This is a genomic window from Pseudomonas morbosilactucae, assembly GCF_023241715.1.
Lineage (GTDB): Bacteria > Pseudomonadota > Gammaproteobacteria > Pseudomonadales > Pseudomonadaceae > Aquipseudomonas > Aquipseudomonas morbosilactucae.
The window spans coordinates 1-1656 of the sequence record NZ_JALQCW010000136.1 but is presented as its reverse complement, the minus strand read 5'-3'; the positions used below and the strand labels follow the sequence as shown (position 1 = coordinate 1656).

General features: G+C 60.8%; 2 protein-coding genes. Both read right to left on the bottom strand.

Features of this window, described 5'->3' with window-relative positions; genetic code table 11:
- Positions 1-68: 68 nt before the first annotated feature.
- Positions 69-1328 (bottom strand): phage tail protein, encoded by a 1260-nt coding sequence (locus M1B34_RS33360; RefSeq protein ID WP_268267398.1) that lies wholly within the window; start codon positions 1326-1328, stop codon positions 69-71.
- Positions 1319-1656, bottom strand: a 338-nt coding sequence (locus M1B34_RS33355) for a phage tail-collar fiber domain-containing protein (protein ID WP_268267397.1), incomplete at its 5' end; no start/stop codon positions are given. The genes M1B34_RS33360 and M1B34_RS33355, both read right to left, overlap by 10 nt.

The window sequence follows — 1656 nt, the reverse complement described above, 5'->3', positions numbered from 1 at the left end:
GCCAATCGCAAGATAGAAAGCACCTTGCAACGAGTTCGTACCTGAGCCGTTATCGTTGGCCAGAAGCATCACAGAGCTCTTTGAAACTCCAGCCACGTTGATGACACCGTCTGCCCCATAACAGCAGGTGCCGGATTTGAAGTTGTTGCCAACGCACACAAACACGTCGTCGGAAATTCGATCGGGGAATGGCACCGTGAGTGTCCGTTATTAGCAATTTGAGAACTTAAACCCCACTGAAGCACCAAGCCGCCAAGCCAGGTCGGGAAGGTGATATAGCCATTCGTCGTGAGACTGATCGAGAACCCTCTGCGGGCTTTCTTGGGGGTCAGCATCACCAGGTCATTAGCGCCGTCCAGCATCTGCGCATCGCTGGCCACCTTCGCTGTGCCCTGATTGACCTCAGTCGCCTGAGCGGCCAGCGGGGCAAGCGCTGCAACGTCGATGTTTCCCTGATTGATCGGCGCGTTCCAGGCCTTGATGCACCACATAACCGCCAGGTTGCGCGGACGGGTTTCGGTGCCGCCGGTTGTTGATACCGGAAAGTTACCAGCGCCCGCAAAGCTGCCTGTGCTTGTCTCAAACACGCTACTGGTTGCAACATTCGAAGCAGCCCCATAGTTCGTAACTGCCGAAGGTGCGTTGACAACTGGTGATGTCCGTAAGTTGTTGTAGTGCGGGTGTGCTTTCAGTTCGTCGCTCTGAAGACTGCCCAGGGCCCGCCCAGCATCGACCCCGCGCCCATTGTCCCAGCCTCGCAGGAACTCGCCCCGCGAATCCGGCAAGCGGAAGTAACCGGCTCCCTCGTCGCCCTTGTTGAAGGTCGTGCCCAGATATGCGGCCAGATCGGGAAAGGCTGCAATGCTCCACGAACCGCCATTGACCTCAAGGAAGCCCGCAGGAGCGGTCCCCTTGGGAAACGCCACCATCGAGCCCACCGGCAACGACGAGGCCTGAGCCACCATCGCCTCGATCTCCGCCTTGGTGTAAGTGTCGGTGATACCGTGCCCGGCCAGCGTGGTCGGGTTGGTCCCGGCGATCACCCGGCCGTACTTGTCGACGGTGACATTGGCATAGGAACCCGCGCTGATGCCGGTCCGGCCGACGGCCATTTCAAACACCAGGGCCGTGGTGCCAAGGACAATCGGCCCATCGGTCACCAACTGCCAGACGCTGTCACCGTTGACCGTGCCCTTCTCGATACTGACGAACAGACCCGGGGTCACCTCCAGGCTGCTGTCGGCATCCGTGGCCCGCTTCCAGACGCCCGTCGATGACACCACGTACAGCCCGTTGTCCTTGGCCTGGGTCTGGTTCTTCACCAGCACCCGGGCATCGGCCGGCAGCAGCACCCCGTCGAGGTCAGCAAGCCACTCAAAACGATATTGGCCGTGGTGGCCACCAGCGCCGAGTGCTTGAAGTCCAACTTGGCCAGGGCTTCGATCACGGCGTTATCGACGTACTCGCGAGTCGCCAGGACCACCGCGGGGTCGATCTTCAGCACGATCTGCGCCGTGTTGGCCACGATGAAGTTCATGCGGATGATCTGGGTCTTGCCGGTGCCGGCCAGCAAGGCTTGAAGCTCGGTGCGCAGTTGGCCACCGCGCCATGTCGCCGTCTGCATCGTAGAGTGCGATCTCGCGGATCCAGCGGCCG